The 23,623-nt window shown below is 34.7% G+C and carries 31 protein-coding genes and 2 pseudogenes; 23 read left to right on the top strand and 10 right to left on the bottom strand.

Going from position 1 to position 23,623, the window contains the following annotated elements:
* Positions 1-18: 18 nt before the first annotated feature.
* From JCM19055_RS12240 to JCM19055_RS12230, 3 genes are all read right to left on the bottom strand, one after another.
* A complete protein-coding gene (locus JCM19055_RS12240) occupies positions 19-312 on the bottom strand; it encodes a hypothetical protein (RefSeq protein WP_081833661.1) in 294 nt (97 codons plus the stop codon).
* A gap of 12 nt (positions 313-324) precedes the next feature.
* Positions 325-630, bottom strand: coding sequence for a hypothetical protein (locus JCM19055_RS12235; protein WP_265182094.1), 306 nt, complete (start codon positions 628-630; stop codon positions 325-327).
* 970 nt (positions 631-1,600) lie between these two features.
* Positions 1,601-1,879 carry an aminotransferase class I/II-fold pyridoxal phosphate-dependent enzyme gene (locus tag JCM19055_RS12230; RefSeq protein WP_152549864.1) on the bottom strand — a complete coding sequence of 93 codons (279 nt, stop codon included), beginning with the start codon at positions 1,877-1,879 and terminating at the stop codon, positions 1,601-1,603.
* Positions 1,880-2,538: 659 nt separating this feature from the next.
* Here JCM19055_RS12230 and JCM19055_RS29560 point away from each other — a divergent pair.
* From JCM19055_RS29560 to JCM19055_RS31745, 4 genes are all read left to right on the top strand, one after another.
* Positions 2,539-2,769, top strand: a complete 231-nt coding sequence (locus JCM19055_RS29560) for a hypothetical protein (RefSeq protein ID WP_042359923.1) — start codon at positions 2,539-2,541, stop codon at positions 2,767-2,769.
* Between the two features lie 73 nt (positions 2,770-2,842).
* Positions 2,843-3,019 (top strand): lmo0937 family membrane protein, encoded by a 177-nt coding sequence (locus JCM19055_RS26450; RefSeq protein WP_152549863.1) that lies wholly within the window; start codon positions 2,843-2,845, stop codon positions 3,017-3,019.
* 407 nt (positions 3,020-3,426) lie between these two features.
* A complete protein-coding gene (locus JCM19055_RS12220) occupies positions 3,427-3,741 on the top strand; it encodes a hypothetical protein (RefSeq protein ID WP_265182093.1) in 315 nt (104 codons plus the stop codon).
* 20 nt (positions 3,742-3,761) lie between these two features.
* The gene (locus tag JCM19055_RS31745; protein ID WP_370543118.1) at positions 3,762-3,974 is read left to right on the top strand and encodes an STAS domain-containing protein; all 213 of its coding nucleotides are present in this window, start codon (positions 3,762-3,764) and stop codon (positions 3,972-3,974) included.
* Positions 3,975-5,455: 1,481 nt separating this feature from the next.
* Here the strand turns inward: JCM19055_RS31745 and JCM19055_RS12215 are convergent.
* Positions 5,456-5,830 (bottom strand): DUF2834 domain-containing protein, encoded by a 375-nt coding sequence (locus JCM19055_RS12215; protein WP_042359921.1) that lies wholly within the window; start codon positions 5,828-5,830, stop codon positions 5,456-5,458.
* 384 nt (positions 5,831-6,214) lie between these two features.
* Here JCM19055_RS12215 and JCM19055_RS29555 point away from each other — a divergent pair, with 384 nt between their 5' ends.
* From JCM19055_RS29555 to JCM19055_RS27385, 5 genes are all read left to right on the top strand, one after another.
* A complete protein-coding gene (locus tag JCM19055_RS29555; RefSeq protein ID WP_265182092.1) occupies positions 6,215-6,337 on the top strand; it encodes a hypothetical protein in 123 nt (40 codons plus the stop codon).
* A gap of 396 nt (positions 6,338-6,733) precedes the next feature.
* Positions 6,734-6,937, top strand: a complete 204-nt coding sequence (locus JCM19055_RS12210) for a hypothetical protein (protein WP_042359920.1) — start codon at positions 6,734-6,736, stop codon at positions 6,935-6,937.
* 62 nt (positions 6,938-6,999) lie between these two features.
* Positions 7,000-7,290, top strand: a complete 291-nt coding sequence (locus tag JCM19055_RS12205; RefSeq protein ID WP_042359919.1) for a hypothetical protein — start codon at positions 7,000-7,002, stop codon at positions 7,288-7,290.
* Between the two features lie 560 nt (positions 7,291-7,850).
* The gene (locus tag JCM19055_RS12200; RefSeq protein WP_265182091.1) at positions 7,851-8,993 is read left to right on the top strand and encodes a hypothetical protein; all 1,143 of its coding nucleotides are present in this window, start codon (positions 7,851-7,853) and stop codon (positions 8,991-8,993) included.
* A 1-nt stretch (position 8,994) separates the two neighbouring features.
* Positions 8,995-9,156 carry a hypothetical protein gene (locus JCM19055_RS27385; RefSeq protein ID WP_193745412.1) on the top strand — a complete coding sequence of 54 codons (162 nt, stop codon included), beginning with the start codon at positions 8,995-8,997 and terminating at the stop codon, positions 9,154-9,156.
* Positions 9,157-9,163: 7 nt separating this feature from the next.
* Here the strand turns inward: JCM19055_RS27385 and JCM19055_RS29550 are convergent, their stop codons facing one another.
* A complete protein-coding gene (locus JCM19055_RS29550; protein ID WP_265182090.1) occupies positions 9,164-9,292 on the bottom strand; it encodes a hypothetical protein in 129 nt (42 codons plus the stop codon).
* Positions 9,293-9,682: 390 nt separating this feature from the next.
* Between JCM19055_RS29550 and JCM19055_RS12195 the strand changes: the two genes are divergently transcribed.
* The 10 genes and pseudogenes from JCM19055_RS12195 (at position 9,683) to JCM19055_RS29540 (ending at position 15,346) form a co-directional block, all read left to right on the top strand.
* Positions 9,683-10,726, top strand: a complete 1,044-nt coding sequence (locus JCM19055_RS12195) for an NAD(P)/FAD-dependent oxidoreductase (protein WP_042359917.1) — start codon at positions 9,683-9,685, stop codon at positions 10,724-10,726.
* An 84-nt stretch (positions 10,727-10,810) separates the two neighbouring features.
* Positions 10,811-10,960: a hypothetical protein gene (locus JCM19055_RS27380; RefSeq protein ID WP_193745411.1), complete on the top strand. Its 150-nt coding sequence runs from the start codon at positions 10,811-10,813 to the stop codon at positions 10,958-10,960.
* A 725-nt stretch (positions 10,961-11,685) separates the two neighbouring features.
* Positions 11,686-12,248: pseudogene (locus tag JCM19055_RS12190) on the top strand (DUF3189 family protein).
* Positions 12,249-13,259: 1,011 nt separating this feature from the next.
* Positions 13,260-13,433 carry a hypothetical protein gene (locus JCM19055_RS27375; protein WP_193745410.1) on the top strand — a complete coding sequence of 58 codons (174 nt, stop codon included), beginning with the start codon at positions 13,260-13,262 and terminating at the stop codon, positions 13,431-13,433.
* Between the two features lie 31 nt (positions 13,434-13,464).
* Positions 13,465-13,737 carry a hypothetical protein gene (locus JCM19055_RS12185; protein WP_265182089.1) on the top strand — a complete coding sequence of 91 codons (273 nt, stop codon included), beginning with the start codon at positions 13,465-13,467 and terminating at the stop codon, positions 13,735-13,737.
* A 168-nt stretch (positions 13,738-13,905) separates the two neighbouring features.
* Positions 13,906-14,091 (top strand): AbrB/MazE/SpoVT family DNA-binding domain-containing protein, encoded by a 186-nt coding sequence (locus JCM19055_RS31740; protein ID WP_152549861.1) that lies wholly within the window; start codon positions 13,906-13,908, stop codon positions 14,089-14,091.
* 80 nt (positions 14,092-14,171) lie between these two features.
* On the top strand, positions 14,172-14,570 hold the full coding sequence (locus JCM19055_RS12175) for a type II toxin-antitoxin system death-on-curing family toxin (RefSeq protein ID WP_042359916.1): 399 nt from the start codon (positions 14,172-14,174) through the stop codon (positions 14,568-14,570).
* Positions 14,571-14,608: 38 nt separating this feature from the next.
* Entirely contained in the window at positions 14,609-14,818 is a 210-nt protein-coding gene (locus tag JCM19055_RS29545; RefSeq protein ID WP_265182088.1) for a hypothetical protein, read from the top strand.
* A 44-nt stretch (positions 14,819-14,862) separates the two neighbouring features.
* Positions 14,863-15,213 (top strand): Fic family protein, encoded by a 351-nt coding sequence (locus JCM19055_RS31735; protein WP_370543109.1) that lies wholly within the window; start codon positions 14,863-14,865, stop codon positions 15,211-15,213.
* Complete coding sequence (locus tag JCM19055_RS29540; protein WP_265182086.1) at positions 15,167-15,346, top strand: hypothetical protein; 180 nt, start codon at positions 15,167-15,169, stop codon at positions 15,344-15,346. Before JCM19055_RS31735 ends, JCM19055_RS29540 begins: the two co-directional genes overlap by 47 nt.
* Before the next feature lie 976 nt (positions 15,347-16,322).
* Here JCM19055_RS29540 and JCM19055_RS12165 read toward each other — a convergent pair.
* From JCM19055_RS12165 to JCM19055_RS12155, 3 genes and pseudogenes are all read right to left on the bottom strand, one after another.
* Positions 16,323-16,763 carry a site-specific integrase gene (locus JCM19055_RS12165; RefSeq protein ID WP_052366282.1) on the bottom strand — a complete coding sequence of 147 codons (441 nt, stop codon included), beginning with the start codon at positions 16,761-16,763 and terminating at the stop codon, positions 16,323-16,325.
* A gap of 200 nt (positions 16,764-16,963) precedes the next feature.
* Positions 16,964-17,409 (bottom strand): annotated as a pseudogene (locus JCM19055_RS25485) (Tn3 family transposase); the annotation flags it as partial.
* A gap of 591 nt (positions 17,410-18,000) precedes the next feature.
* Positions 18,001-18,399: a carboxymuconolactone decarboxylase family protein gene (locus JCM19055_RS12155; protein WP_265182119.1), complete on the bottom strand. Its 399-nt coding sequence runs from the start codon at positions 18,397-18,399 to the stop codon at positions 18,001-18,003.
* A 224-nt stretch (positions 18,400-18,623) separates the two neighbouring features.
* On the opposite strand from JCM19055_RS12155, the gene JCM19055_RS12150 reads away from it, so the two are divergent.
* The 3 genes from JCM19055_RS12150 to JCM19055_RS12140 all read left to right on the top strand — a co-directional run bounded on the left by JCM19055_RS12150 (position 18,624) and on the right by JCM19055_RS12140 (position 20,738).
* On the top strand, positions 18,624-19,181 hold the full coding sequence (locus tag JCM19055_RS12150) for a TetR/AcrR family transcriptional regulator (protein WP_042359914.1): 558 nt from the start codon (positions 18,624-18,626) through the stop codon (positions 19,179-19,181).
* A gap of 392 nt (positions 19,182-19,573) precedes the next feature.
* Positions 19,574-19,975, top strand: coding sequence for a hypothetical protein (locus tag JCM19055_RS12145; protein ID WP_152549860.1), 402 nt, complete (start codon positions 19,574-19,576; stop codon positions 19,973-19,975).
* Between the two features lie 73 nt (positions 19,976-20,048).
* Complete coding sequence (locus tag JCM19055_RS12140) at positions 20,049-20,738, top strand: hypothetical protein (protein WP_042359912.1); 690 nt, start codon at positions 20,049-20,051, stop codon at positions 20,736-20,738.
* A gap of 90 nt (positions 20,739-20,828) precedes the next feature.
* Here the strand turns inward: JCM19055_RS12140 and JCM19055_RS23880 are convergent, their stop codons facing one another.
* Positions 20,829-21,311: a site-specific integrase gene (locus JCM19055_RS23880; protein WP_193745408.1), complete on the bottom strand. Its 483-nt coding sequence runs from the start codon at positions 21,309-21,311 to the stop codon at positions 20,829-20,831.
* Complete coding sequence (locus JCM19055_RS23875) at positions 21,253-21,879, bottom strand: site-specific integrase (protein WP_052366280.1); 627 nt, start codon at positions 21,877-21,879, stop codon at positions 21,253-21,255. Before JCM19055_RS23875 ends, JCM19055_RS23880 begins: the two co-directional genes overlap by 59 nt.
* A gap of 479 nt (positions 21,880-22,358) precedes the next feature.
* Between JCM19055_RS23875 and JCM19055_RS12130 the strand changes: the two genes are divergently transcribed.
* Entirely contained in the window at positions 22,359-23,102 is a 744-nt protein-coding gene (locus JCM19055_RS12130) for a hypothetical protein (protein ID WP_042359911.1), read from the top strand.
* Positions 23,103-23,623 lie beyond the last annotated feature (521 nt).

The raw sequence follows: 23,623 nt of genomic DNA, 5'->3' as shown, positions 1-23,623 counted from the left end.
TTCCGTTAGGCAAATTACCTAACGTAACGATGGGATTTTGCAGTATTCGTCTTCGATGTAAAACACCTCAATGTCATCAACATGAATCCAAACGGGTTCTCCTTTTTCAAATTCGGAAATGTGAGTCGTGTCCACATTTACTGAAACGTAATCATTGATGACATCTACAATTTGTCCTATGACCATAAATGGAAATTGAGGAAAGAGAACAAAAACTTGTTTCCCAATCCCGTTAATAAATGTTTGTGTGACGAATTCTTCACGAATCGAATTAATTGATCTTTCAGAATTCATTTGTGGAGAGTTTTCCACCATTTCACCTCCTCAAGTCAATGGAATTTTAGTATCAGGATCAAAAGGAACAATAAATGTGATTTTTTCCAGTGGGAAGTTTAGGGGGGTAGGAAAATGATAGAAAGGTGCATTACTCATTTTGATAATGACTGGATCCAATGTTAAAAAGCCGACTGTCAATCCTGCAACTGTCCCCGTAAAAATCGGTCGAAAAGTTTGACCAAGAATATTGAGCTGATCGGCAACGGTGACTAATAAGACCTCTGTTCCTACAATGTCTTCAAATGGGAAGCTTCCAAGGATAAGACTTCTTTGCTCTCCTTCATGTTGTGACAATTAATACCCTCCTTTAAGATTTATTAATTAGGTGTCTAATGAATTCTAATCACTCACAAATAGAGAAAATCAAATTATATATATTCACAATTAATTAAAGTATTCTAATTATTTAGCGCTAATCAAATACCAAAGTGGATTCTGTGAATTGGTGGATTTTTCCTGTATATTCATTGATGCGTAATGAGACGTAACCTTTGTTTGTGGATGGGATTACCATTTGATAAGGGAAGTCTTTATGAGAGCGCTTAGAGGTCATTAACCATCGAGGTGCTATTCTGTATATGAAGAGTATCACAAACAAGTCGATTTCAGAGTGAGGCATTCGGAATCTTTAAGCGATCATCTTGCGGGGTATTCATTTAATTAAGGTGCATCGTTTACCCGCAATGATCAAGCAATTACACTGTTACTTAACCGTGCGAGGTATTTGCATAAAAAGGCGCACTCGGAATGAGTGTACCTAATGAGAGAAGAGCTTGTATTAGGATATTATACATATTTACATAAAAAAAGTGTGATCAATTCAATAACATGAGACTGCTAAGAGAGAGGCAATTATATAATTTATAAGTATCAGAGGGGAATATACATTTTAAATTATGTAGGGCTTTGAAAGTGTCTAAGTCTCAACGGGAGTTTTAGACGCTACCTCCACAATCATAGTCTATATTTCATATATATAAATAAGGAAGACAGGCTCAACAGAAGGCATTGTGTGGGAACAAAATGAAACTTGCTCATCTACCAGAATAAATTTGGGTTTACGTTAAAATCATCAATGTCCTTAACAGGCAAGGTGACTAAATGACTGCACAATAAATGTAGATGAACTCATCCACTTAAAACTTACAGTAGCACGTACAACATTAAATCCACCATTTACTCCAAACTCTGAACTGATTGTGTACTTGTGGTTGGAAGTGAAATAAGAGCTAACAATATCAAATGCATTATTACACCTTAGATATTAAGTTGCTTTTTCAATAATTAGCTTAAGTTTTTCTATAGCATTGTCAATGTCTTGGTTGTTCACTCGTGCAAAGGTTAATCTAAAGTATCCATTTTTATCATCATAAATACTTCCTGGCATAAACAAAAGGTTATTATTAATACTTTCATTAATAAGTGTCCTTTCGTTATATTCATTATTTAATTTCACCCATAAGTAAAATCCTTCCTTTGGTTCTCGATACTGCACTAAATGCTTTAGTTCTCTATTCATAGCTGTCACTAGGATGTCTCGCATCCAGTTAGAAAAATTGATGGAGAGAAGGGGGGAAGTGAAAAATTGATGTGCTTTGAAATGCTATTAGAGTAGCTTTTTACTCTAGGTACAAGTTAAATATTTTTATTTTTTATAAGTTTAAGCATGATTTTACGTGGGTAAAAAAATATCTAAACATTATTCAACTAGTGAGGAGAGATTTTAAATGGGAAAAAGCGGTGAAAAACGTTCACAAGAACAAAACAAAGAATTGGACGCCAAGGGAAGCATGCAAAAGGGAATCAATCAGATGAAAAAAAAGAAAGATAATAAAAGTTCTTAACGGTTAGATTATATAATTTAAAGCAAAAAGAGCGTTATTTAATCTCGCTCTTTTTGCTGGAAATCATTAAATGACTAAGCAATTTCGTGTAGCCTATTTAATAGAAGGAGATATTAACAATGCCTAAAGTGAAATTTTCACAATTGGACAGAAAGAGCCTATTTTAGATTTTTATAAAAACTATGAGGAGGTATCTCAAACCATTAATAATTTGGATGACTCTCTATCTAACAATACTTTTGTTTCCTATACGGATTCTAATAAGACTGAGGTATTAGTTCGAACTGATAACATTACGCATATCCATGTGAGCGAAGAATAGTTCAAGAAAGTAGCAGCATTAGATGCTGTTCGTAAAATGAAATCGAAATACTCATCATCATGTATTTATGTTATTAATCCTCAACCTTACGATGAACAAAGAATGACTAGCGAGGATTACGGTTTACCTGATGGCAATGTACATTATGGCAAGAACAAGCATGAATTTCAATTTAAGTTAATAAATTGTGGTTTTAAAGCTCAAGAAGTAACTCAGTTGGAAAGAGAAATTGATCCAGGAACTATATTAGTAATTGTTTGCACTTAATGTACGAACACATTGAATTTGAATCATTTGCTTAAACAAATTAATATGTGCAGTGCAGAGGAGTGGAGTTTTTATGCTCTGGACAATTATAATTTTAATTTTGGTTTTGTGGTTTTTAAGTTTTATCGGAGAAGTGGGTGGGGGGTTTATTCACACCTTACTTGTCGTGGCTTTAATAATATTTTTCATTCAGGTTATAACCAATAGAAAAAAAATAATAATATTATTACATCAATCATGTAATAGTTAGTATAAAACGACAATCAATTTTGATTGTCGTTTTAGTAAAGAGTTAATAAAGAGTAAATACACATATATATATACTTTTAAAACAAGTCGTTTACTATTTATAATAATTGGGTAAAGAAAATTTCAAAATTATATAGAGAGGAATTAGTAGTTATGAGCTTGCCTAATGAACTAATGAACTTATCTAATGCTATATTTCATAGTGTTGATAAATTGACATTAAGACTACTTAAAAAGCTAAATTTGAAATTAACTATAATAATCCTATTAATAAAGGTGACTTTATTAAGAATCACTATGACCTATTAGAACGTCTTATACAAAAAAATAAAGTGTGAGCTTTCTAAATCCTCGGATACAAGTGGTGAAGTCAATCTGGATTATGATCCTAAAAATAAAGTTGCTGAAATGGATGTAACTTTAAGTACAATGGTGGAGCTCTTAACTATGTATCGCTCAGAGCTTTTGTATTACATACAAGAAAAATCCCATGAAAATAACGTTTCTACAAAAACAAGTCACATTCTGATGAATAAATCAATTCAAATATTTGATCAAGCAGTAATAGATTCTATAAATAATTATAACAGTAAGAATGAAGAAGCTCTTGATATTATGAAAAAGGAAATAGTTAAGGTATCTGCACCTTTGGTTCCAGTAGGAGACAATATTACTGTTCGATCACACAGCAAACATCTACAATCATGTAGTCCCAGAGATTAAAAAAATAAGCTACACCAACAATTATTCTTGATTTTTCAGGAGTTTACCGCCTTAATAGTGAAGTAATTAAAAGATGCTTCGATATTGCCAATCTATTGAAGTTAATAGGGACTGAGCCAATTATTACTGGTATTCGACCTGATTTATCGCGCATGGTAGTCCAGTCAGGCTTTAGTATTAATTCTTATCAGATTTATCGAAACGTGAAGGAAGCACTTAAGGCCATTGCGTGATAACAAAATAATTACAGTTTATATAACGAAGGCTATAAATTTATTAGCACAATCAAGAAGAAAGCTACTGAATAGCTAGGGCATTGGGAGAGGAGGATGATCATCTATCCTCTCCCAACGATAATTATCAACCTTAGTAAATAATCAAGTATAGATAAAAAAATATGGTTCTACTATAACGAAGAGTAACCTTCTCTCGGATTAGTTTTCCACGCTAATGTCTCAGTATGTTCTAAGTTTCTTTATGTTCCCATTCAAGTTCATTCATTTCCTCTTTTTTTTAACTCCTGCATTTCTTTCCATCCCGGCATATGTGTCGCAGGCTCTGCTAACAATCTTTTCGCCAGCACGCTCATTGCATCGCTTGAGGTTAACCTAAGTAAGCTCTCTTAATAGAAAAATTGTACTATTACAAAAGACTGTAAACGTTTAACATTGTGAAGGTTCAAAAAAATGTTGGTATCAGCTTTAATGTGAATTCTAACCCTGCTGGTGCTAGATATTTTTCGTTATCTTCCTTACGGTACGGGTCAGACTTTCACTACGTAAAGTGGCAATCTCTCAAAGCCATTGCTCGTGTACCCCACACACTATAGAAATAATATATAGTGTAATAGGTGACTTGTGTTAATTTTCTGATTTTTGTTCTGGTTGCTTTATATAAAAAAGCACGCCCCATTAAGAGACGTGTCAAAGTTGGTACATACATTTATGCGGGATTTGGAATGGACATTAATAATTTCACCTATTATTAAGATTATATACATCGAATTTAAAAAAAGCCTCAGTAAGATGAGACATGTACAACCATTATCATTACGTATAACTGCTATAAAGAAAACACGCCAAGGAGTTAAGGCGTGTCAACTTAATATCATAACCTAAGAATGTGTCTCGGGAGAGACATTTGTAGTTTGTGGAATAAGTTATAAAATATACAAAAAAAGCACGCCTCGTAATGAGACGTGTCAAGGTTGATGCAGAACAAAACAAAGAGTTGCTGTAGTAAAATTATGTACAAGTTCAACAGGAAAGTATACAATCTTGTAAAATAAACATGCCTCAATGTCTGAGGCGTGTCAACTTATTGTCATGATTATGGGTTACCACACAGGAGATAGCTTTTATATAGTTTGTTGGACATGTTAAGATGTGATCTGATGAGTTTAAATTTGAAGAGGTTTCAAAAAAAAGCAGACGACCAATATGCTATGATAAGAGGATCTACCAGAGTAACCAGCAAACTTAGATTTTAGCCACGAGTAATAAATTTTCTTTAACTAATAGGAGCCTTAACAGAACAAAGGCATTAAATTTGGCCAACTTTAAATATCTCATACTTCTTTTCACTTGGAATTGTTATTGATGGTTCCATTTCTCGTTCGATCGCAAAACGCCGACACAGTCGACAACATCGGGGAGACAAGGCCACTTTCAGTAATCAATGGAAAGACTAGGAATAGACAATAATAATGTCCTTCCTAGTCTTTCTTTTCACTCTGATCATATAAAGAATTTACATCATTGAACACATCAACTTCAATTGGTTTATCTAAATGCATCTGTCGAAACAGGAGAAATAGAGGCAAGGCCAAAGAAACACCAACCGTTAGTGTAGCAATAATCGGAATCCATAGATACTTCATTCCTTTACGCTTTCCTTCGTAAATGATAAAACCGATGATGACAATAATGGAGATGATCACATCCCACCAAGCGAACGCCCCCATTCTCGACTGGCTCATCTCGGCAAAGAATTGTGGCAGATTAAAGCCATAGTGATATAACCACGGTAACAACTGAGAATAGGGAAGTATTGTCCCAAGTATTGCTAATACTCCATAAAAATACTTCATTTGATCTCCTCCTTCTCTTTAAGATTATTCACAACTACTTAATTATACAACGTATTGAACAGTAGAAACCTCGCAGTCACTTCGATTTAGTTTGCAAATGGAATAGGTATAAGGTATGATTATTTTGAATGAATGATCTTTACCTACTTTGCTTTTCGTCCCCCTTATCCTTTTGATAGGCGCAGGGATGAAATGGATATGATGATAACTACGGTTGCATCGGATGAATCACCCTTAAAAAGAACAACAGATCCATCAAAAAAAACCAACAACAAGGCATTGTTAAAAACTCTAAAACAAAAGGGTTCTTTAGCAATGCTTTTTTGTTCTAGAAACTAGAGGAACAGACCAGGTAGCACTAAAATAATTGAAGGAGAGAACAATATGATTAAGTACCCTGCACCAACTTTGGAGAAGCGTCTGGCAGCATCAAGAATGGAGACTCGTTTTTCTGGATACAGAGCTGCTAATCGATACGTAGAGAGGGAAAGAAAAGAGGCAGGCTGATGGTTTGTACATCAATGTTTATCCAGAGGATGGGTTCGTTACTTATATGCCTGGGCCAGTGCAATTAGAGAACAATTTAAGGTACTTCCAGAAAAGATCTTGAACGCGGATGCTCCATCGCTTAACCGCTTTGTGAGTGATGTCATTAATTGGGCATTAAAACATCGCGATTCTTTTTTTTGTGGAGAATCTTGATTCGTTTTATTCCGATGGTGAAGTTCTAGGTAACGTGATTGATAAACTAGAAGGTTTAGAAGACATGAATTTCATTTGAGTAAAAGATATACGTGATTGTATTGACCTAACTGACTTAGGTAAGTGTCTATGGGCATGGCTAAGAATTGTGAGGACGTATGATTGTGAAGCAAAAGTAATTTTATGGAGATGAAGTTCCCGATGAACACCTATTGGCAAGTTCGTGAAAGCTGTGAATGTCTGCTGCAGGAACTAGAAGATAAGTTTCAGCAGGCGAACATTCCTAGTCGAATCGACCGTTTAATGGATCAATTGATATGTATTGAACAAATTTGGGAAGAAGCAAAACAATCCAAGAGATTGCCTGGAACTCTGACAATAAAAACTAAGAAAAGGCATGACTAAAACCGTTTATTTGGTTTTGGTTATGCTTTTTTTAAATACCAATAATAAGGGAGCGAACAATGATGCGTTATACAGTTGCATTAATTATTACAGACGAAGAGAGCAAAAAACTAGATGCTTATGTCAACCAGGATGAAGCCTTTAAGGATTGGTTTGGTTGTAGTAAGCGGACTGAAATTGAAGGTAATGCAGTGACTTACTTACTTGATCATGTGAAGGATCGTTATGGATATATTGATAAGCTAGATAGCTATCTAGACAAGGTGGATAATGCAACGTTTCAGTATCAAGTAATGATGGATGATAGATGGGAGATGTATGTGAATCAAGGTATTTATGAGGATGGTATCTAATCAAATAAGATATAACGCTGATTTAAAAATTGTTAAGGCACAAGCCATTGACTGGAGCCAATTAGCGACTCGTCTGTCCTATTTAAGCCAGGAACATAGCGGTTAATGTAATGAGCGAGATCAAAGGGATCTAGACCTTGTTATGGTGGCTGTAGAACGTTTAGATAAGCATTTGCTTTCGTTCCTACATGGCCAAACATACTTCTCTAAACTGAATGAGGTCTTAGACGAACACATTGGTTAATGAATAACAATCTATCGTACGCTCAAAGGCATAATTTGCGTGTTAATCGCTAATTGTGTCTTTTTTTGGGGTGAATGAACGTGATGACGCAGAGAAGTAGCAAATAACTATTAATAATAGAGGGCTTATACACACCGAGATAGAGAGAATTTGTATAGAGAATTAAATTAACTTGAGTCACCTAGTGTAAGAACAAAAATGGTCGATGCATGAGTAACAAACATACCAACGAAAGCAATGATTTGTTGAGTGTTATGCAATTTGAACATTAAAAAAGCAATGTAATAGGTTTTAAGCATATAGACAATAGATTATAGTGGTAGAAGAAAGAGATAATAAAGCTTCTATTCTAAAGTTAGTAGAAGTTAAATTATTAGTAGGAGATGTTATGAAAACTGAGTTAAATACTTTAGAAACTATAAAGAAAACATTGCCGAAGTTAATCAAGTTATTAAAACTAGGAAAAGACCGTAATTATCCAAATTTGTGGTTGCAATGTTTAGAAGGAATCAAAGTAGTTGCAAAAAACTTGAAAGAACACTGGTTGATGTCTATGTTAACTTTAATTGTATCTACTATGGGTGTTCAAATTTTCACACCAGTCTTACCTCTAATTTTAGAAATGTACCCGGATACTTTTGGGGCCCGTGCTCTGTTTTTGATAATTCTTACTTTACCGGTAATTATTATACTTAAAATGCTTGGCAAACAAAATTTAAGCCAACCAGATCACTCTAAATTTAATTATTTACTTTATAGAAATATGCGCCCAGTAGAAGATGAAGCGTTATATTCATTAGTAGACATGTCACAAGAGATAGGGATTGAACTTGAAAAATATAAACTTAATACCGATGCCGATAATAATCGATTGAAAATTCTAATTGATAAGAACGAAAAATTAACAAATCAATTGGAAGAGCAGATTCAAATTATTAATGAGACGAATAGCATGTTACAAGAGAATACAGAAACTATTGAACTACTTGAAAGAGGTATTCAAAAGTATGTACGGTTGTTAGATAATTTCTGTAGGAATATGGTTGAAATAAGTGGAGGAAGAATGAATTATGGTCATTTTGAATTTCCGGCAGGATATGAGATATATGAAGTTACTTATCAAGCACCCCATGGTAAGAGAAAGTTTCAATTATTAGGCTCTAGGGGAATAGGTACTACAAATATAGATCCAAATTACATGGATGTGTTTGATTTAAATCTCGTAATAGATGAGAATTTAGATGTAAATGCCCCTCTTATTCAAGAGAAAAATGACTATACAAGTTATGTGTGGTACATTGAAATTGAAGAATTCTCTTGGGTTATGAGGCTCAATGTATCATCGGAAATTCTTATTGGAGAAGATGAAAAGGATCGTGTATTTATTTCGGAGCTTATGAGTCTACTAACTATTAACGGGCTAATTTTACATCATTCTAATTGGAAGGAGGAGAGTTAATATGGCAAATCATTTAAAAGTAAGAAAGACAGGGCAAATACTTCCTGCTAGAAAGAGTTATTCCGCGTCTAGTCATACTCAAAAACAAATTAGAGCAAACAAACAATTAATTGAACGTAATAAAAGAGTAATCAAACGATCAAAAGAGGTGATGGAAAGCTAATGAAACGTTAGCTTTCCTTTTTATTTTTCTCTACAACTTTCTTGTTTTTCTCAATCTGTTTTCTGTTTTTCTCAATCTGTGATTTTGCTGCTGATTTATAACCATTAGCAGTAACAAATTTTGTGTCTTTTTTCATGATTTTCAACCTTTTTTTTAGTTTCATCATGGACAAAATCAACGGACATTAAACGTTTAAGCAAAAATGAAACTGTATCACTATGGTGTGGTTATAAGTGACAAACGAGATATAATGATAAACTTGATAAAGCCAATGGCTTTAGATAGTCATTGGCTTTATTTTTAGCCCAACATACTCTTAATAAGTCTACGTTGTTTGAGGTAAAGCTCAATAGTTTGTATTGGAATGTGGCCAAGGGCGGCGCGCATTGCAGTAAGATCAGCACCATGCTCTAAACCCTCATAACAATTGAAATTGTTTTTTTTCTTATTAAAGAAAATTTATTATATAGATACTTTAGTATTAATATAGTATATAATTAAAACAATACTGTGTGGGGGTATATAAATGCAACCTGTTTACGAAGTTATAGTTATTGGAGCGGGTCAAGCTGGAATTGCAATGAGTCAACAATTGCAAAGCGACGGAATTGATAATCATATCATGCTAGATAACCATAAACGTATCGGTGATTCTTGGCGATTACGTTACACGTCTTTAGTTTTATTCACACCTAGATCGTATTCTTCACTACCTCGATTAGAAATGAACGGCGATCCTGAGTCATTTCCAACTAAAGATGAAATGGCAGATTATTTAGAGACTTATGTTGAACATTTTCAATTACCTTATCAACTCGGTGTGAAGGTTATAAAGGTTGAAAAGCAAGCTAATTACTTCGAGGTACATACATCACAAGGAATTTTAAATGCGAATCAAGTAGTTGTAGCTTCTGGTGCTTTTCAACAACCATATGTTCCCTCTGTAATAGAGAATGACGCAGCTACCTCCCATTTACACACATCCGAATATAAAGATTCATCATCATTAAATAGTGGTTCTGTCTTAATTGTAGGAGGTGGTAATTCAGGGGCGCAAATTGCAGTTGAACTATCAAACATTTGTGAAGTGACACTTTCTATATCGCATCAACCTAAATTTTTACCCTTAAAAGTAGTAGGGAAAAGTATTTTTAATTGGTTAGAGAAACTCCGCCTTCTGTATGCAGGAACGGATACGAAAAGAGGAAAGCTCTTTCAAAAACAAAATGATCCTATTTTTGGAAAAGAGCTTAAACAAGCAATAAGAAGAAAGCAGGTAAAAATTAAGCCTCGAGTAATTAAAGTAGATGGAGCAAATGTTACATTTAAAGATGGAAGTAAGCTCCAAGCAGACCAAGTTATCTGGGCAACAGGTTTTACTCCTTCCTATAAAATGATTGATATTGAAGGAGCCATTGATGAAAACGGAAAACCTCTACATAAAAGGGGTGTTAGTCCAATTGATGGATTATATTATATTGGGTTACCTTGGCAACATAGTCGCGGATCAGCGCTTATTTGTGGTGTTGGCAAAGATTCTGAGTATTTGATGAGACAATTAAAATCTTAATTAAAATTGCGCCTTTGTTGTCGTATCCTAAGACTCTCGCTTTTATTATGTAACTACTGAATATAAAGAGTTAGTAACGTATTTATGATATTAATTATAGTGGCTGAAATGCTTATGAACGGTCCTTTACACACCCTTAATGAAGGGGATATTACCATTTCGGTTATTGAAGCGATTACGTTAGCAGTTGGATATAACGAGGTTATCGTTGTATTACTCAATAGAAAAAAGTAAGCTCTCATTAGTCTGCCAGACTTTTTTTTGAGTGGGACTTACCTTCTTTAGAAGCCTATTTGCCAATTGCTCGTAGCAAGGAAGGATCCGCCCTAGTACTGTAATCTTATGAACATTATGATTAAAATCAATTTTTATTTAAAAATTGATTTAATAAAAGTGTAACATTAAATAATTAGTTTAAAGGGTATTGTCATTGTACCCCCTCTTTTGATATATATACATTATAAAAAAAGCCCGTAACTGGGCTTTTTTGTGCTCTAATCTTCAAATATAGGATTAAAACGGAAGTTTTGTTCAAAACCATAGAAGTAACAAGATATGGATTAAACCTTAAATCATAGCCAATAAAGAGCTTCTTGCTACTAGTCTTTGTTTAGGCATTTTGCAATCGTAAAAAAAAGTTTTTCTTATAATCCTCGTGTTTTTTTGCAAAAGAGCACCTGAAGAGAGAGTGCGCTTGTTATTAAGATGTAAACTTTATACCCTGATATTTAAGGTAATAGTTAGTGCTAAATTAATCTAATATTATGCGTAAAAAGGCACGTTCATCAGAACGTGCCTAAAAGAAAGGACTACAAGCCTTGTTGCCGGATGGCTAATGTCATTGTATGCAATAAGAATTTTATAATGACACTTAAGTACAATGTAGCTTTTTAAAAATTCAACCCAATGGAAGTGTATCAAAATATATCTAGCTGGTCTGCCAAGACAATGAATCATTTATGATTTGGTTGGCAAAAGTAAGGTCAAGAACAAAGGAGGTATATGAGCTACATGATTTTTATATCTATAATGACTATGGTGGTACTCATACGACTTCGATAGCTCGGCGCACCATTTAGGTCTTTTAACAACATCAAATTCATCATTATCAAAAGAAAAGATTCTTGATATCAAATTTTTCAATAAACTAACAAAAAAAGATGCCGGGAAAGTTAATATTTTATGAAAAACTGATCAAGGAAACTTAGTGTTTACAATTAGACGAAAAAGATCTAAATTGGTTGTTCCTGCACTGGCAGAGTTGTTTAAACAATTACCTTATTCACAGGGATTTGATAAAGTGATTTTCTCTAACACATCTCCAACAGTTCCAATATCGATGACTTTAGGGGGCGGACTATCTAGGGGGTTAGGTTTAGACACACTAGGTGTTCCGTTATTAATAAAAGGAGCGAAGCAATGCAATTCGAATATTTTTGCTCTAGTTTTAAAAACCAAAGAGATGGCAGAGCAGTTATCAGACACTGTAATTATAATTGACAATAAGGAATTCAAAATTTAAAAATGCTCTTTATTAAAGAGTTCTAGGTCAAATTAAATACATAAAAAAAACACACCCATAACGGGACGTGTCAAACCACATGACCATAAAGTAAGATTGCTCAGAGAGAAGCATTTATATTCTTCTACAAATTTGCTTGGGATATACTTTGCTGAAGAATTTTCAAACTTTAGAGAGTCAATTAAAAAAAACGTTGCTCTAAGCAATTCTGCATTCGTCTAAATAATAATATGCGCTCATAAGGAAAACACGCCCAACGGAGTAAGGGCGTGTCAGCTGAATACCATAACCTAGGAATTGTCTCAGGAGCGACATTTATATTATGTGTAATGAGTTCAAAAGTATGCAGAAAACGAAAAAAAGCGCGCACATTAATTGAACGTTTTAAGGTCAACGTATGATTTTTGCGAGAAGTTGAGTGATATCCAATGTCATGATCACATTTGTAGAATTAAGTTCATCATTAAAAAAATTTGGCGGAGGGTTCACAGCATTTAAGTCTTAACAAAGTCTTAAACGGCTCCCTCCAGTATCAGTATATGTTTAAGAATTGGAAATATGAAAAAAAGCACGCTCATTAGAGCTTGCCTGCGGATTTGAAAAGGATCTATGGAAGAGCCTTGATTATATGGTTTCCATTTCAACTCAACTTATACAAGAATGCTCCACTATTTTAGGTGACGGCTGTTCTTGTTCGGTTTTAAATCTTATATATTAGCAGTTATAATGGATTTATGTCAGATAATGATGTTACAAACTTAATTCGTTTGCTGATTGGTTAAGAATATACTAGGATTTCTCCCCAGTTAGGGTTACTCAACCACAGCAGCATAAGAGAAACGTTACGATATATTGAGGTATATACCTAAGTTGAAAAAGATCAGGCTGTACTTTCTTTAGATTTATAAATATCAATCACATCAAGATCAATTGTTTTCGTATACAAAACTAACGATTAGCTTTTCCAATGTATCTTGTATATTGTGAAGAGCTAATAGGAGGGAAAAAGGAATGGTTTTTGACGTTGAACGTTTTCGAAAAGTCGTGAAGATGACCGGTGAACGAGCGATGCTCGATGCAAAAATGAATAATACGTATATCGTCTACCAAAAAGGTTCGGAACTTGTTCGAGAATATCCAGATGGACGGATAGAAAAAGATTCTGGTATGGAACCGCTATCATGAGTCCTTCATGTTTTATGATCATATAGGGTCGGTGATTAATATTGATCCCGATGCCTTAGTTACAAAACATGAGAATCGAACAACTAAAAACCCTACGCTCCGTGCAGGGAAAGAGGCACTTCAGATCGTCAATGAATGTATTCAATTAAATCAAGACTTCTCCATAGAAACCACATTAGCAAGCAAAACATCTATACGTCAGATAAAACATGCTAAATCCAAAGGATTCCAAGTAGACGTCATTTATGTAGGAACTAACCATGTTGCCATTAATTTAAGGCGTTTGTTTAGAACATTAAATTAGTGAGGGATACCTATAAAAACAGGCACATCTTGAGTCCCTTAAAGGTGTGCCTGTTTATTAAAAAGGAATCAATCTTGTAATTATAAATTGATCTTAAATTATAATTGTAATAAAATTTATAATATCAGGTTAAGCTATAAGAAGGATTTATTTTATTTATGGCGGTGAATGCAGGTGAATGCAGTGGAACGAAAAATAACGAATGTCGGTAAATTAGACGGAGTAACATTGCCTCATGAAGTATTAAAACACATGAATGCGAAACGCGGAGATCGTTTGTCGTTTCAATTAAATGATGATGGGTCGATAACCCTTTCTAAAAAAAGCTTCATTAGAGCATTTAGATTTTGTTGACGATGAAGACTTTATCGAAGGGTTAAATAAAGCGTTGAATCGATACGGAGATGGCTACAAAGAGTTGGTGGACAGATAGAATGGCCACTAAGTATCTAACAGCCGAGGAAGTCATTTATTTGAATGCGGTACAAGTGAAGAAGTTCTCTCCAGGTGAGACGATCGAGGTGTTGTACCCGAATTTGCTTGATATAGCACTGAGTCGACCGAAACAGTCTGTGATGGGCGAGGATGCTTATAAAAGTATCTATTCTAAATCAGCAGCACTCTATCAGAGTATTGCTCAAAATCATTGCTTTGCTTCCGCGAACAAACGAACCTCTAATTTAGTTACTTTTATTTTTCTTTACAAAAATGGGTATGAGTTAATGACAAGTAATCGAGAAATGGTTGATTTTACGTTGAAAATTGTTCAACATGATGTAAACCTCGATGAGATTAGTGACTGGCTTAAAAGGAACTTATCACAATTCCACTAGCAAGGATTGATAAATCACAAGACAAGGTAGTGAATGGAATGAATGACGTTTTAGCTAAAGCCACGAACTTAAAAGAAGTATTAGACCATAAACGGCCGATGAATTTGCACACGTTGCATTCGTTACAGAAAGACTATATCCTTCGAAGCACCTATCATAGCAATGCGATTGAAGGAAACACGTTAACGTTAAATGAGACAAAAGCGATATTAGAGGATGGGATTACCGTTGGTGGGGGAGATCTCTAAGAGAACACTTAGAGGTCATTAACCATCGAGATGCTATTCTGTATGTGGAGAATATCACAAACAATCAAATTACAGAGCGAGACGTTCGAAATATACATGCAATCATCTTGAGAGGCATATATGAGAGCGCAGGTTCTTATCGAAGTGAAGAGGTTCTGATTCAAGGTGCTTCGCATAAAGTTACGCCTTCTTATTTAATTAAAGAACATATGAATGATCTCATGAATTGGTATGAGACGTCTATTGCTGATTCGGAACACCCAATTGTAAGAGCAGCTATGCTACACAGCAAATTCGTCAATGTGCATCCTTTTTTTAGATGGCAATGGACGTACCGGGCGTTTGATCATGAATCTAGAATTAGTACGCTGCGGGTATCTGCCGGTCATTATTGAAGTTGAATCGCGACAAAGTTATTATGATGCGTTAGATGTAGCAGGTGCAAAAGCTGATTTCAGTCAAATTATTGACTATATTACGGAGCGAGAAGTTAGAGCGTTGGAAATGTATCTTGACTATACGAATTAATTTGCAGTCAATTAAAAGGCTCTTAATGTGGATATAAAGATGTATATTGAGAGTTGCTTATTACTCTGCATATTTGCTAAGATATGATTATAAACTAATAAAGCCCATCAGTTTGCGACCACTGACAGGCAATATTAGAGGGAAGAGATTCACCTAAGTACAGTGGGTTACTAATCCTCTATGTTGAGAACGGAAAAGTAGTTACCACAACTTTGGATGGTGGAGGTGACTACTTTTTTCTGTTTTCATCATTACTTTGCTTTCTTGTAATTTTATATATTAAAATTCTAAACGTCTTTGGGGGAGTCTCTAAGAGAACTCCTATTGGTCATTAATCATCGAGCTACCATTCTTACTCTGGCGGCAGCTGTATAAGATTAAAAGTGTTGATTCTTATCAACACTTTTTCTTTCCTAGTTTACTTAAATCAAAAAGGTGTTGAAAAGAAGTTAGCTGCAATTAGTTGTGGCTTTTCTTGTAAACTTGCTTATTAACCTGCATATTTGCTAAAATATGAGTATAAACTAATAAAGCCCGTCAGTGTTGCACACTGACAGGCAGTATTAGAGGTAGTAACTAACGTAATGGTGGGTTTACTTCCTCAGATTTGTTTTCCGAAAAAGAGTAGTCACCTTTACCTGTGGAGTGGTGGGATGACTACTTTTTTTTCTTCGTCATTTTGGTTTTTGGCGATCGTATATACAAGCGTTCCTACAGCGAGTGCTAGAAATAGTGCTTCATACGTTACAACCATAATATACACCCCCTTCCTGATCTGACATAGATCAGAAAGAAGAGGATGCAACCCACCATCCTATATTAGCGTTCCCGTTTGGAATTATCTTCCCGTGGGGTCTATTATAAGCCATATTTAAGTGCTTTGTAAGGGTTATTTTACATAGAACAGATTCAGTGTGATCCTAATTAAATTAATGTTAGGGCATGATGGCATTACCGTAATTGCCTGGTGCGCTGGCTAAAAATAAAGCCAATGACTATTTAATGTCATTGGCTTTATTTTTAATCCTACATGCTCCGAATAACGTCTACGCTGTTTGAGGTAAAGCTCAGTAGTTTGTATTGAAGCGTGGCCAAGGGCATCGCGTATTGCGGTAAGATCAGCGCCTTGATCAATTAAATATTGAGCCGTGTAGTGACGACAAGTGTGCGCTGTGATAGGGTCTTTGCGTGACCGAACAAAGTCGAAAGGCGCTTCATAGAGTAGATGTTTAAAGTGGCCACTTAAATAGGTAGCCGAATATCGTTTGCCATTGGTTTTAGGAAAGAATGGAACTAGCTTGCTATCCTCTGAAAGTCCTCGTTGTCTGCGAAGTTCTTTTATAATATCTAATACATCTTCATAAATCACGATCGGTCGTTGCTTCGATTCTGCAAGATTAAGAATAAAAAACCCCATATCGAGTGATTTACCAAGCCTTAAAGACAAAAGAAGCTGTAACGATGTTTATTGTAGCAATTGGACCAAGAGACGGACTAGAGACATACAGCCTTGCTGGAAACCGAATTGAAGAGTAGTGGGTAAAGGGGTACAGCCAACATTATAACGGAAATATACTCTAAACCAATATTTGGAACAAAATGCCGAATTTTTCTACGTTAAGGAGATTCTGCTTTTCTTATATTCAATGAAGGTAATGACTGTAGACCAGCCTTACTATTGGACTTAAATGTGTACTCCCCTAGGAAATTAATATGCTCCCACGCAAGAGGTGATACATGAGCTAACAAGTCCTCATCTAACGCACCGTTTTTCTTTAACTGATTCGTGGCTTCTGTAAGATAAACGGTGTTCCAAAGACTTATCGCATTGATTATAATGTTTAATGCGCTTGCTCTTTGCAGTTGATCTTTTAAAGCTCGTTGTCGTAATTCACCATGCTTTCCAAAGAAGATCGCCCTAGCCAATGCATTCATGCTTCTCCTTTATTAAGTCCTAGTTGTACACGCCTCCGCAGCGATTCATTTAAAATGTAATCAAGTATAAAGAACGTTTTTTCCATTCATCCAATTTCTCTAAGTGATTGTGAAATTTTGTTCTGCCTAAGGTTGTAAAGGGATCGAGCTTCTTTTCGCGTGCCTGTATAAGTGCTTCACCTAAGCGCAAAACGGACGTGGAAAGAGTGAATAAAACGTTATTCGAAACGGTTACGGACTGAATAAAAAGAAATTATTCAGAAAGTTGAGGGCTGTAGCAATGTGTTTAGAAGATCGGGTGATGCCCTTTCTAAAGTACATAAAAAAAAGTTTGGATATTCACTTGAACCATACGCAACGTCATGATTTATAGTGAGAGTACATTTAACGCGATTTCGGAAAAGTTTCGTAAATACCTTTACGGCTAACGATCCTGCGCTACAAAAAGCGGCTGAAACATACCATGCTGAATATCCTGGGAATGATTTACAAAATGAGATAGATGCGAAAATGTACCAGTACATTGGGAAAGCGTTGAAGAGTAGTTAAGACGCACTACTATATAATGAAGGGTGAACTTTCTAGAGTCACTCTTCTTATTCCGTTTTTTCGAGGGAATGTGTAAAAACATCCACTAACAGGAATTACGCCTTTTTTGAGAATCGACAAGGTTGTTGGGTACCTTTCCTGAGTTAACATTTCATGAATACCTTTAATATTTAATTACTAGAAGTGTTACCCATAGAAATGGCTAGTCGATTCCATAAATTAATTTGATTGATGACCATTACTAAATCAATATATTCTTTTTCATCATAAAGTTTTCTGACTCTGTGATATAACTCATCGTTTACTCTTAAGTTAGAAATATGTGTAATATGTTCCGCGAGTTCTAATACTACTCTTTGCATTTCATTAAATAACTCATTTTCTCTCCAGTTCTTCAGCTCATTTAGCGCTTCATCCGATATCTTTAGCTTCTTGGCTTCCTTTGTGTGCATTTCTATGCAAAAAGAACAACCGTTCAACTTTGATACATAAACTTTAATTAGTGCTTTTAACTGTCGATCGATCTTCGTTTTTCGTACATATCTTTCTAAAGCCATGATATGTTCCAGTGCTTCAGGAGCAACTTTGTAGTAGTTTATTCGATTTTTTTAAGTTCATCAAACTTGCCCCTTTAACAATCCCTTTATTTACTAAACCAGCCATGAGTAGCCGCCCCTCTGCAACACTTGTTGCACTTTTGAAGTTATTATATACTGGGTTTACATTAGTAGCAATAGAATTTGTGTAAGTACTACATATTTGAGATGAGTGTTGCAGAAGGGAGGAAGGCTAAATGAAGTACGAAACGGACAATCCAGTGGCCTTAAAATCACAGCAGTGGCTATTAGATGCGTTAATGAAATTGATGCATGAAAAGCCCTTTCACAAAATCACGATAACAGAAATTGCTCAAAGAGCCGATGTAGACCGGAGCACATTTTATCGACATTATGATACGAAAGAAAGTTTGCTACATCAATATATTCATCAGCTGGCCGAAGAGTTTATCGGTCGTCTTCAAGAAATGGATCAATTATCAATGGATAAAATCAGTCATGTGTTTATCCATTTGTGTATGGATGAGTTAGACTTTTTCGTTACCTTAAGGAATAATGGTTTATCGAATGTTGTATTGGAAAGTTTTAATGAACAATTGCCATATGTTCATAAAGTAGTGACTAATAAGTTGGCGTACCTTGTGGAGGATGAATATTTAATCTATGCTTTAGCTTTTAATGCTGGGGGAATGTGGAATATGTTGATGAGCTGGATTGATAATGGTATGAAAGAACCGTATACGGATCTGATTCGTGCGTTTAAGGAAATTAGTCAGTTTAATAGCTATAAATGAATGCTTAGTTGTTTCTCCTTTTGTTTAATGAATAATGTCCATTAAATGAACAGTAATAATATGTTCTTTCTTTAAAAAGCTTATGTTTATCTTAGCGTATAGTTTCGTTAAAATGTTGGCGGTACCCCTTAAAGAACGAAGGAAAGCTAGTCTAGCTTTCCTTCGTTCTATTTTATATGGCAATAGTGCAGGAAGTTATGATTTAATTGTATATAGTTGAAATACTCAGATGAAGGCGTTGACGCATCCCTTAACGAGAAGGATGCTGCCATGTATTTTACTAAGCGATTACGTTAGTTATTGAAATCGAACGTGGGGTTTCTTTGATACGTATAGGAGATAGTTAAAAACTAATCATTCCCATAGTAAAATTCTTGAATGTGTTTTATGCTGTGGCTGCTAAAGGAGCAGGAGAAAACATGAGTTTTAAGTATAATTACTATAGTGGTTTAGGCAATTACTTTAAGGATCCAACTAGTCAAGATCTGAATATATCTGCCAATGGTCTAAGTCTAATTAGGGGTTCTATTATAGTAGGATTAGCACCATACGCACACCGATTGCATGATCAGGAGTTACTCGAATGGAAGATAAAAACTATGTTAACTTTTATTGATCCTACTAAATATAAAGTTAAATACATTGATAGTCTGGAACAAAGTGAAAAAGTTGCGGTTGCTTATTTTATTGGTATGGTGTGTGCGCAGATACATATGCAATCTATTTATAAAATAAGACATATGCAACATTTAACAAACAGAGGTATAGAATCGGTGTCAACGCAAAAAAAGTAAAAATCGTCCAGACTTATGGGGTATAGATAATAGAACTAATAAATCTTATTTAGTCGAAGCTAAAGGATCGACAATGGAATCAAAACATTTCGATACAGAAAGAATTAAGACAGCAAGCAACCAACTAAAAGTAATAGATGAAATTAGATATTCGGGCACGATTTATAATGAAACACATAGTAATTTGATAAAATTAATAATTGCAACTCATCCACTGAAAACTGGAAGCTTAAAACAGCATGTCATAAAATTAGAAACAAGTAATGAGAGCGGCGAAGACGAGGATTCTCCATCATCTGGGAGGGAATTTAATAATGATAGTCGAGATGAAGATGGTGAGAGTTCAGCTGATAATCCAGGTGGAAATAATAAACTTGATAGTGATGATAGTGGTATTAGCTTATCTTTTAAAAAAGATCGTTTAATATATGATTATTATGGTGGATTAGCTTCTATTATTCGTAATGGTGAAAAAATAGAAAAGAAGTATAAAGATCATAATTATGTATTGCTAAAATTAAACACAATTAATTATACTGTGGGTATTTTAAAGGAAATTTATAACGAAATTATACAAATAGAAAATGATAATATAACTCCAACATCGTTGAAAGGGTTATTTAATAATATCAACAACTTATTAGACGAATATGAAGAAACTAATAACGTGATTAAACAAACGATTTTTCGACCAGAATACTCTTCAAATAAAGTGAGCGCGGCACCGGACGGTATTATAGTAATTGAAGGTACCTTACCATAATCGTAGTATAAATTTAACTTTTACAATTCTTATTACTATCCTTGGGGATTTGGATAGTGGTGACTACGAAATTGTTAAAAGCCAGTGACTCTACATAGTCATTGGCTTTATTTTTAATCCTACATGCTCCGAATAACGCCTACGTTGCTTGAGATAAAGTTCGGTTGTTTGTATTGATGCATGACCAAGTGCATCACGTATTGCGGTAAGATCAGCACCTTGCTCAATTAAATATTGAGCCGTGTAGTGACGACAAGTGTGAGCTGTGATAGGGTCTTTGCGTGATCGAATAAAGTTGAATGGCGCTTCATAGAGCAAGTGTTTAAAATGGCCACTTAAATAGGTAGCCGAGTATCGTTTGCCGTTGGTCTTAGGAAATAAAGGACCTAGTTTGCTATCCTCTGAAATCCCTCGTTGTCTGCGAAGTTCTTTTATAATGAACAGCACATCTTCATAGATCACAATCGGTCGTTGCTTCTTCCCTTTACCTTCAACATCTAGAAAGTACGCTTGTTCAGACGAGCGCCACACTAAGCGCTCCATGTCCGCGTTGGCCAACTCCGCAATTCTCATTCCGGTTGATAGGAGGATGGAAAGAAGAGAGTAAGTGAAAAAAATCATGCGCCTTGAAATGCTGTAGGAGTTGCTTCACCTCGTCTTCATGTAGGTCCCGATCGACCAGTTGGTCTTTCGGTTTGGCCACTTTAATCATTTTCGTGGTAATGTCACGCTCAATCATCTCTTCCTTATACAAAAACTGTAAAAATTGCTTAATCACAACGGTATGCCGGCTCAACGTTGTTGGTTTATATTCTTTATCTCGTTCCAGGTGAAGTTGATACGCATAAATCAGAGATGCTGTTAAAGAACGAATTCCGCCATGCTCTGTTGCATAGCTCATAAACGGTTTCAAACTTTCCAGGTATTTCGCTTTCGTTTGTGGTGTTCGATCTTTACCGAGCTGTGGATTTTTGTGTAAGTATATATATAGAAGAAACTCGTCTGGAATCTCACTCCAATTCACTTGATCGAACCCGTTTTGTGAGAGTTGTACATATAAGTGATCATTTAAAAAGGTGTCTGGTTGATGTAACGTTAAGGAAGTTTGCTGATTAGGTGATGATGAGATGTCAGGTAACATGTAAAATTCTTCCTTTCGATCACGGATAGGATTTGTTAACGAAGCGAGGATGATAGGTTTACAATGTAATGCCAGAAAATTCATGCCTTTGAGGATCGATCCAAAAACAAGAACATTTATTCGCTTCTTTCAAAAACCTAAAGAAACCCGTAATTTCTTTAGGTTTTTATTATATCATAATTTATGAGTTGATGTAGAGAGGAGAGATGTGTGATTTTATAATATTCCAACTATATGGACATAATTTACTGGTTAAAATATACTAGTTATAATGATTATGTTATGATGTTTAAGTATTTAATAGTGTCGCAACCATATGGACAATTAGATAGATGTAGGTGCGTGTAAGTGAATCTAATTTGCGAGAATTGACAATCTCAAGCATCCATTATTTGTAAAAATGATGCAGGTGGAGGTGTTACCTTGTATTATGACAAAAAACAGGTGGTGGAGATTCTTGATGTAAGATACAACACGTCATGGATTATATCCGACAAGGGATACTTAATCCAATTCGAACAACAACTGTACATGGCCCTTTTAAAAATTTATTTCGAGCTGAAGAAGTGCATGAATTAGAAAAGAAATTGAAGCTACCACCTGGTCTATCATTACATAAAGCCGCTTTATACTTAGGGATTAGCGACAGTACTCTAAGAGAATTAGTCATAAGAGAAAAAATTCCTTGTGAGTATTCTAAATATAATAAGCAATATAAATATAGCTTCCAAATCGAAGACTTAGATATGTATGATCTAGAGAGGAAAGGTATTACTCCGGATATAATTAACACCATCCCTCTATATGATAATCATCAACGTATATTCAACTGGATTCAATTAGTTGCATACCGAGGACGTATTATACATACACGGCCATTAGTAATACAATTAGATAATGGCGAGTTGCATACTATTAAGAAACAAGAATTGAGATTTGATACCCCTTGGCCTGAACGTTCCTCTCTATCAGAAAAAGCCATTAAAATGACAATACCTGTTCCGGATGACGTAGAAGATGACATGTATAGTCGAATGCAACGTTTGATAGAAGGTGTTGGAGGTAACAATGTGAGAATTATAATTTCAGGGAATGTTTATCGGTTAAAGATAAAGTATTGTAAATATCATGCCACGAAAAATGATTATGATCAGTTGAAGTTTTATTGTGGTGATAACGATATAATGTATCGAAATGATGAGATATGGATAGGTAATTTCTAATGTAATTTACTTGTTTTTTTTGTGAAAAATAGGGTAATATATATGTAATAAGTCCTTAGAGAAGAAATGTCTTGAGCAGAAATATAAGCTCAAGGCTATTTTTTTTGCCCAAATTTAATCAGTTCTAAGATGTTAGATGACGGAAAATTCACTTGTAATATAAATGTAACATTAGCTTTATTGACTGATCTTTTTGTATTTTATTATAAAATTATGGTACGTGAAATTTCAATTAAAAACCCGGTAAATCAGTATTCCTTTTGCATATCTCTATAAAGAAAGAATTTTCAATTAAATATGCTGAGTTTTAATTGCTACATATTTACAATTAATTCGGAGGTACTTTTGATTTGCTCTTCCATGTTTGTCTTGAGTTAATTATAATTAAATAGACCTTAATAACTAGTCTATAAGGTTGTATTATTTTAAAAATTGTCTAGATCTATAATTTCATATAATAGGAGGATTATCATGTTAAATCAATTACACAATGAATTCAATTATACCTATATCTTTTTCCA

The sequence above is a fragment of the Geomicrobium sp. JCM 19055 genome (genome assembly GCF_000698185.1).
Classification (GTDB): domain Bacteria; phylum Bacillota; class Bacilli; order Bacillales; family Marinococcaceae; genus Geomicrobium_A; species Geomicrobium_A sediminis.
Note: the sequence above shows the minus strand (reverse complement) of the source record. Positions and strands in the feature narration are given on the sequence as shown.